Below are 7,763 nucleotides of genomic sequence, written 5' to 3'. Positions count from 1 at the left end.
ACGGGTGGCGCTGCTGAGCCTGGGCACGCGTCTGGGCGAAGCCTTGAAGGCGGCGGACTTGCTCGAGACGGCGGGGATCGCCGTGACGGTGGCGGACGCGCGCTTCGCCAAGCCGCTCGACGAGGCGATGATCCTCGATCTGGCGGCGAGCCACGAGGTTCTGATCACCCTGGAAGAGGGCTCGGTCGGCGGTTTCGGGGCTATGGTGCTGCATCTCCTGTCGGAGAAGGGCGCGCTCGATGCGGGCCGGGTACGGGTGCGGACGCTGACGCTGCCGGACACCTACCAGGACCACAACAGCCCCGACACCATGTATGCCGAGGCCGGCCTCGACGCCGACAGCATCGTCCGCACCGTTCAGGCTACCCTGCCCGAACAGAAGGCACGGGCAGGCGCCAAGCTCGTCAGCATCGGCAAGGCCCAACGCTGACCGACCATTACCGAACCGGGGCGGACATCACGGCCCCGCTGTCGCGGCAATAGTGATGTCGCCCTCTGCGCTCGCATCCCCTCCCGGCTTCGGGCCGGGGATGCGATGACGGGTTACTTGATCACCGAACAGGCGATGCGGGCGCCGGCGCCACCGATGGGCTGGCTTGTATGGTCGTCCTCATTGGCGTGGATGATCAACGCCGAGCCGTCGGCATCCTTGAGGCCGCCTTCGCCCGTGAGTGGCGTCTCGCTCGAGACCTCGGCATTCACCGAGCCATCGGCATTGGCATAGACGTTCGGCAGGTCACCCTCATCCGGTCCTTCCGGATTGAGCAGGCCGTGCTTGCTCTGGTCGTGGTTCACATGGGCCTTCGACTTCTCGAATTTCTCCATGTCCGAGCAATCCGCCACGGCGTGGAAGTGGATGCCGTGCCAGCCGGGAGGCAGCCCGCCGGGCTGGATCGCCAAGCGTAGCACCAGCGCGCTCGCTCCGTCGCGGATCGTGGCCGTACCGATCGGTTCACCCTTCCCGTTGACGACCTTGCTCTCATAGGTCTGCGGCGCGGCATTCTGCGTGGCGGGGGCCGGGGCCTGTGCGAGGACTGGCGCGACGCTGCCCAGCAGGGCGAGGACCGACAGGAATCGTCTCATGGCGTTTCTCCTCTCCACGCCGGGGTGATTGTGGAGCGATACAGGGAAAATCCCGGCCGACCGTAGCCGAGGACGATCGCTGAAGCGGCGACGCCTTCGCTTTCGAGTCGTTAGCCATGTGTGTCGGCTGACCCCGGACGGCAACCGGTCGCGGTGGGCATGGTGCGGGCGGCCATGCTCCGTTTGCACAGCGTAGGGCCGACCATGGCCGCGCGACAGGTCGGGCGCAGTGACGCCGCCGCGCCGCCCTGCATAGGTCGATCTCCCCATCGGCGGTCGGTTAACATAGCATCGTGGACGGCATCGTAAGCTTTCGTTAAGCTCTCGCCGCTGTCCGCCTCCGATTGCCGGGCGGCGCGTGCAGAGGTGGATCGCCGATATGCGTCCGATCTCTCGGCACCAGCCTGGAGAACGTCGATGCCAGTGCGGATTCATCGGGTTTCGACGATCGTTGCAGCGCTCGGCCTGCTGGCGATCTGGGCCATGTCCCCGGTCGATCCCGTTCTCGCTCAGGATGCGTCGCCCCCTCCCACCGGGCGAGCATGGACCGACCCGCCCGATCGTAAGGCCACTCCCTCGCCTGTCGCCGCCCGCGAGGAGGGTAAGCCGCAGGAGGTTCGTAAGGGAAACGCGCCGACTCGCGCGAGACAGGCTGCTGGTAGCCGTCGCGACGCGGTGGCTCATCGGCAAGTGAGCAGGAAGGCATCCGCACCCAAGGTCGCGCGCCGCATCGCTCCCGCCGACCGCCAGCCGATCCGACGCACGGCCGTCCGGGCTCCCACCCACCGATCCACAGCAGACCGTGCCTGGACCGTCCGGGCCTTTCAGCCGTCACGGGAGGAGGCGCCAGCCTATCGCTACGGCTATGTCCCGGACGAGGCTCCTATCTATCACCGTAGGGAGGACGGAGTGACGGATTACCGGGCGGCCCGTCTGCGCCAGGCACGGGAAGCGGGATATCTCGTCGTCCGTGGCAGCGATCTTCGTACTCTTCACGGACGGCCCCTGGAGACCCTCCGCGAGCCAGAGGATCAGGACGATCCCGAGGATTGATCCCTGACCAAACTAGGTCGCTGAGACTTTCGCTGCGTATGGGCGCGTCCGGTGACGCTCACGCAAAAAGCCCCGCCGGGAATGCCAGCGAGGCCTGAGATCTACGCGGAATGAGTGGCGCGTTAGCGAAGCCGCCCGGGGCGGGCCGGCTCGAACACGATGCGACGGTGGAAGGCACACCAGCTTTTGCCATCCGGCGCAGGCGCTCCACAGCACACCGCGCGATCGTTAGGCTCGCCGATGATGAACTTACACACGAAGGCGCCCGACTGCGCGAAGGGGACACGCAGTTCAGCCGATGGCTCGGCAATGGCGTCTGCATCGCCGATCTGTGACAGGCGAACGAGCTGATTCATGTAAAACGTACTCGCAGGGTTCTGCGTCTCTGGCGGGCGCACGCCCGATGGGACCGGATTGAAATCCGCCGCGCGAACGTTTCTTCGGTTCCGGAACACGATTCGTGCTCCAGTTCCTTCCGATCCGCCCCGTGACTTCTGGAAAGTCACGATACGACGCTGTCATGATGTCGTTGTATCTAGGGATCTTTCGCCCTTAAACAAGTCTCTGTGCACCAAGGTGCTGCAGCGCACAGGAATTCGTGCATTTCTGCGCGTTCAGCGGACGAAGGTCGGGCTTTTTTCGCACCCTGTCTCTTTCGATTCGGGAGATTCCGGCAACGTGAGTCGGCCGCGATAGGCTCGAAGACGCCGAGTGATTCGCCGGTGGCATAGGTGCCCGACCCGTTCGAGTCGCTTCGTGGTACCGGGTCGATGGCCTGACGGGATCGTTCCGGCGGCAGATGTCCCAAGCTGTCTGCGGTTCCGGAACGGCAAGACAAAAACCCCATGCGCCGGTTCGAGCCGGTGCATAGGGTCTGGTCGTTCTATCGACGCCGTAAGACTTGGCTAGCGGCTCGTCGCGAGGGTGAGCCGCCTGCTTACTTGAGCAGCTTGACCAAGGCCTTGCCGGCCGGGGTCTTCAGTTCGGCGGCATCGAGGGTGCCGTCGTTGTCCGGATCGGCCGCCTTGAAGCGGGACTCGACGAGGGCGAGATATTCTTTCTTGTCGAGGGTGCCGTCATTGTCCGGATCGGCTTCGGCGATCACCTTCTTGCCGCCGCGGCCCTTCAGTTCCTTGGCGTCGAGGGTGCCGTCCTTATCGCCTTCGAGGGCGTCGAACTTGGCACTTGCGACAGCCTGGACCTCCTTCAGGTCGATCGTGTCGTCATTGTCGGTGTCGATCATCGAGATGATCTTGTTGCCCTTGGCGGAGGCCGGAGTGGCGAGAGCGACGGGGACGGCCAGGGCGGCGATGGCAAGGAAAATAGGAAATTTGGAACGTGCAATCATGCGTAAAGCTCCTAAGTTAATCAGCATAGTGGCACTATCACACGCCTTCGCAGATGCGAAGGTGTCCTGTTGCAGGGCAGCAGCTCGTTTGTAGGCCAGCTGTGGATGGCCGATCCGTCGCTTTGGACGAACTGGATTGACATGGGAGCGTCTGTCCGGCGATCCCCTCCCGCGAGACCCCGGTCTTTTCCTTCTTCAACCTGAAGATGCGGTGCCGTAGTTCAACGACAAAGGATGTGATCGATCGCTATGTTTCGGCCCGTCATGGAAAGCGGTCGTCATCTGCTGAGACGCGTCTGGCGTTGGACCGTCCTCGGAGGACGCGGGTTCAAGTACCGGGATTTCGAGGCGGCTTTCGAACGCGGCGATTGGACGACGATCCTGACGCGGGCGCGTAAGGCGAACCGGCTCAAGAACAGCCCCTCGATGATGGGCATGTTCATTCGCGCCGCTGGCGAGATGCGGGACGTGGAGGCGCTCCGTTGGGCCGAGCAGGAGTCCCTTCGTGCGGAATGGCCGAAGCGAGACCGTTATGCGGTGAGCCAGAGGTTCCTGCTGGTTGGCGAGGCGTCGTCCGCCTGGGCGGTCTTCCTGGCCGACTCATCGGTGATGGCCGAGCCGCGATTTGCGCAGCAGGCGAAATCGTTTCTCCCCCATACCAAGGATCCGGCCCTGCGGTCCGAGATCAAGGCGGCCATGGCGAAGGCCAGCCCCCCTGCTCCCGGTGCCACGGCCAGCGCCGCAATGGCGATGTCGACAGCGATTCGTTTTCCGTTCTCCGGGTCCGGGCGACAGGTTCAGGGCACCGTCGAGATCGTGTCGAGCGAGCGCACCCCGCCGCGACACGCGGTGCGGATTGCGGCGGATATCGAGAGTTTCCGACAAAAGACCGCCCGGGCGAAGCCGCCCGAGATCATCGAACACTGGGATGTGTTCGTGGACCGGAACGGCCAGATCTGGAAGGAGGACGGCAGCGTCATCGTCTCGAAGGGGGCTCCCATCCCCAACCTGTCGCGCGAGGACGCCCCCCGTATCACGACGGGTTTCTTCGCCATCAAGGCCACACGCGGCATCTATCATTGGCTGGTGGACCGCCTTCCGCTCTTCTCCTGGATGCTCGAGGACGGGGCGCCGGAGGCGGCAATCCTCCTCAGCGACCAGGCCCCTTCCTTCGAGAGGGAGACGCTGCAATTGGCCGGCCTCTCCCACGCGGTGGTCGGTGTGGGGGAAGCGGTCTTCGTGGAGCGATTGCTGATCGCCCGCAGCGGCATGCAGGGCTTCACCTATTGGGACCAGGTGGCGCCGGTCATCGAACGGGTGAAGCAGGCCGCCAGGGCCATCGCCGCTCGGGAGATGGTGAGTGCTTGCGACGCGATCTACATCTCTCGCCGCGACTCGGGCCGGCGCGTCATGAGGAACGAGGCCGAACTCGAGGCGCAGATCGCGAAGCGAGGATACGCGGGCATCACCCTCGGAACCATGCCGCTGTGGCAGCAGGTTTTCACCGTATCGTCGGCGACGCGGATCGTCGCTCCCCATGGTGCGGGCTTGGCGCATATCCTCTTCGCGCAACCGGGAGCGCAGATTACAGAGATGGTGCCGGTGCAGGACGGCACCTACTTCCTGCGTCTGAACTTCGCCCGGCTTAGCCTCGTGATGGGACACCGCTATCGAGGCTGGTTGGAGCCGCATCTCGGCGCCATGGACAGCTGGACCGTGGATACGCCGGCCTTTCTCGATTTTCTCGATGGAGGGATGATCGATACGGGTATCTCGGCCCTGGCGCATCCCGTCGGCGACCGTTCCCGGGTGATATGACAGGGCCGATAGCGACGGGAAAACGAGCGGATCACGTGATTGTTGGACATGAGCCGACAATCGATGGACCTCATTCCGGCCATGTCGTTGCAGCAGGACCGTCGATCGTGACAAACACGCCGGATCGACGTCAGGGCCGGGATTGGGGTTTGGTTCGCCAAGGAAGGTCAGGCCGGGAAATTCGGCTCGGTCTCTGTCGACGCATGCTGGATGAAGGCAGGATGTTGCTTCCTCGCGTGACGCGGTTTTAGATTTCGGGTTGGGAGATCGGGATTGAGCGCGCGACCGGCGACACGTGCGGTGAAACGGTGCCTATCGCTCTCCGTACGAGATGTTTCATGCTGATCTTGGAGAACGTCTGGGTCAGGTCGCTTCAGTCGCGGTCGCACGCGGTTCTGTGCGGCCTCACCGGGGTCATCCCAACGAACCGTCGTGTCGGGATTCTCTGCGCTTCAAAGATCGAGCGCCGTGCTTTCAGCGACCTCATCATGGGGGTGCGGGCGCCCGCCATCGGCAAAGTCCGACGCGAGGCGGAGATTTCGAGCCCCGTGGGCCGGATGGCAGGAATCGTGGTGCAACACACGTTGAGGCGGAACTGCGTATTCGCCGCCAAGATGCACCGGATCGAGCCGACGAGCCTTATCAAGTTCGTCGCGTTCGTGGCCAATATCGACGCTTTCATGGACGTGCCCTACAAGCAGGTGCCTCCCGACATCGCCCTCTCCTTCCGGTATGCCCTGTCTTATGGGCTGCCCTACGAGACGTATTTCGTCGACGGGGACATTATTCCGCAGACGGCCGAGTTCACCGACCGTTTCGCCAGCGTTGTTAAGCAGCGCTCGGCCGCGAGCGGCTTCATCGTCATCTCGTCGAACGTCAAGCTGGTGCGAGAATTTTGCGACATCGTCGGCGTAGTGCAGAGCGACAAGATCGTCCTCTACTCTAACGCTCAGCGGGCCATCCACGAATACATGAGGCTAGTCGACCTCAATAAGCCCGACGGCGATGCCGCAGAGACTTTGCTGGCACGGATCCGTCGCGCTCTGAAGCTTGAGGATTGGCCGATGGTGGCTTCCATCGCCGCGTCCGAGATGGAGGGTGATCCGGACAGTACAACGGCGATCTGGCTGTATGGGGAACTCGCCCTGTCGCGCGGAGAGCGTCGACGTGGCATCGACTTGATCCTACGTGCCTGTCAGGCCAACCCCTCTTTCGAGGAGCCGTGGAAGGCGTTGGCGCGAATCGCCGAAGACGAACAGGACGAGGAGCGGCTCAAGCTCCTGGCCAGCGTGCTGATGACCAACGGTAAAGGCCGGATCAAGCGGATAGCCGCTAAAATCATCGAGCAGACCGGCACCGACGAAGCGGCCGTCGAAGCATGGCGTCAGGTCGCGGTGGCAGCTCAGGGTGATGTGAACATCCAGATCGAGGCCGGAGACCGCCTACTCCGCGCGGGAGCGGGGGAGGATGCGGCACGGATCTTCGAGGCAGCCTTTGCGGCTGATCCGACCAATGGACGCATCTTGGTGATGCTCTACCGCAGCGAACTGCTCTTCTCCGACAACGAGCGTTTGGCCGATCTGGTGGTTCTCATGATGACGGTCTGCCCGGAAGAGATCGAACGGGCGATCCGCCTCGCCCAGCGGGCGCGCCGTTTGGAGGCGAAGCTGATCGACGAGAATGGCGCGCCTGCCCTACTGGAAGCGCAGGTCGAGGAAGCGCTTCCGGTGCGGATCCGGCGCGCCATGAAACTACAGGATGTCGCTGCCATGGCCGAGATCGCCGAGGCTGAGTTCCGGCGGGACGCGGACAGCGCCACAGGCATATGGCTCTTCGGCGAAATCGCCCTCATCAAGGGGGACCGCGAGCGCGGTGGCGACCTGATCCTACGCGCGTGCCAGACGGATGCGGAGTTGGAGGAGCCTTGGAAGACTCTCGGCCGTCTCGCCGAGGAAGAGAAGAACGAGGATCGGCTCAGCTCTTACATCTCCGTGCTGATGACGAACAATCAGGGCAGGGTTCGACGGCTGGCTGCCAAGGCGCTCGAATCGACGGGGGACGAGGAATCCATCCTGGCGGCGTGGCGTGCCGTCGCTCATGTGTCGGGTGGGGATCTCGGCCTGATGATGGAAGCCGGTGATCGGCTGTTCCGCTACGGTGCCGCCAGCGAGGCATCTCAGGTCCTGTCACGGGCGCTTCATATCGACCCACGGAACGGACGCGTGCTGATGCTGCTCTATCGCTGCGAACTCGCCTTTGCCGATGACGAGCGCATGATGGCATTGGCGGATCAGATCAACGAGGTCTCCCCTGCCGAGCTCGATCGCGCGATCCGTCTCGCCTCGAATGCGCGCAGGGGGGAACTCGGCAAGCGGCTGAAGCAACGATTCAGGCAGCCCGCCTCCAGCGACGCGAGCGCATGAGTGAAGGCGATCTCGATCCCATATCGGTGAACCTGATA

The 7,763-nt window shown here is 63.7% G+C and carries 7 protein-coding genes; 4 read left to right on the top strand and 3 right to left on the bottom strand.

All coding sequences use genetic code 11. The features are described 5' to 3' along the window. Positions 1–430 (top strand): transketolase C-terminal domain-containing protein (locus tag IPV08_RS11410; RefSeq protein ID WP_281435338.1); only part of this gene is annotated, 430 nt, incomplete at its 5' end. A gap of 113 nt (positions 431–543) precedes the next feature. Here IPV08_RS11410 and IPV08_RS11405 read toward each other — a convergent pair. Further along, positions 544–1,083, bottom strand: a complete 540-nt coding sequence (locus IPV08_RS11405; RefSeq protein ID WP_056427325.1) for a superoxide dismutase family protein — start codon at positions 1,081–1,083, stop codon at positions 544–546. Positions 1,084–1,500: 417 nt separating this feature from the next. Here IPV08_RS11405 and IPV08_RS11400 point away from each other — a divergent pair, with 417 nt between their 5' ends. Then, positions 1,501–2,136, top strand: a complete 636-nt coding sequence (locus tag IPV08_RS11400) for a hypothetical protein (protein ID WP_207411968.1) — start codon at positions 1,501–1,503, stop codon at positions 2,134–2,136. A gap of 122 nt (positions 2,137–2,258) precedes the next feature. Here the strand turns inward: IPV08_RS11400 and IPV08_RS11395 are convergent, their stop codons facing one another. Both IPV08_RS11395 and IPV08_RS11390 read right to left on the bottom strand, forming a co-directional pair. Then, entirely contained in the window at positions 2,259–2,492 is a 234-nt protein-coding gene (locus tag IPV08_RS11395) for a GcrA family cell cycle regulator (RefSeq protein ID WP_018043414.1), read from the bottom strand. Between the two features lie 581 nt (positions 2,493–3,073). Further along, positions 3,074–3,484, bottom strand: coding sequence for an EF-hand domain-containing protein (locus IPV08_RS11390; RefSeq protein ID WP_207411967.1), 411 nt, complete (start codon positions 3,482–3,484; stop codon positions 3,074–3,076). Between the two features lie 249 nt (positions 3,485–3,733). Between IPV08_RS11390 and IPV08_RS11385 the strand changes: the two genes are divergently transcribed. Further along, positions 3,734–5,302, top strand: a complete 1,569-nt coding sequence (locus IPV08_RS11385) for a glycosyltransferase family 61 protein (RefSeq protein WP_207411966.1) — start codon at positions 3,734–3,736, stop codon at positions 5,300–5,302. Positions 5,303–5,640: 338 nt separating this feature from the next. Further along, complete coding sequence (locus tag IPV08_RS11380) at positions 5,641–7,725, top strand: hypothetical protein (RefSeq protein ID WP_207411965.1); 2,085 nt, start codon at positions 5,641–5,643, stop codon at positions 7,723–7,725. Positions 7,726–7,763: the final 38 nt, after the last annotated feature.

Source organism: Methylobacterium sp. SD274 (assembly GCF_017355285.1).
Taxonomy (GTDB): Bacteria; Pseudomonadota; Alphaproteobacteria; order Rhizobiales; family Beijerinckiaceae; genus Methylobacterium.
Note: the sequence above shows the minus strand (reverse complement) of the source record. Positions and strands in the feature narration are given on the sequence as shown.

Excerpts from the sequence above, each read along its gene's own strand:
- IPV08_RS11395 (WP_018043414.1), bottom strand. The coding sequence starts at position 2,492 with ATGAATCAGCTCGTTCGCCTGTCACAGATCGGCGATGCAGACGCCATT.
- IPV08_RS11405 (WP_056427325.1), bottom strand. The coding sequence starts at position 1,083 with ATGAGACGATTCCTGTCGGTCCTCGCCCTGCTGGGCAGCGTCGCGCCA.
- IPV08_RS11400 (WP_207411968.1), top strand. The coding sequence starts at position 1,501 with ATGCCAGTGCGGATTCATCGGGTTTCGACGATCGTTGCAGCGCTCGGC.
- IPV08_RS11380 (WP_207411965.1), top strand. The coding sequence starts at position 5,641 with ATGCTGATCTTGGAGAACGTCTGGGTCAGGTCGCTTCAGTCGCGGTCG.
- IPV08_RS11385 (WP_207411966.1), top strand. The coding sequence starts at position 3,734 with ATGTTTCGGCCCGTCATGGAAAGCGGTCGTCATCTGCTGAGACGCGTC.
- IPV08_RS11390 (WP_207411967.1), bottom strand. The coding sequence starts at position 3,484 with ATGATTGCACGTTCCAAATTTCCTATTTTCCTTGCCATCGCCGCCCTG.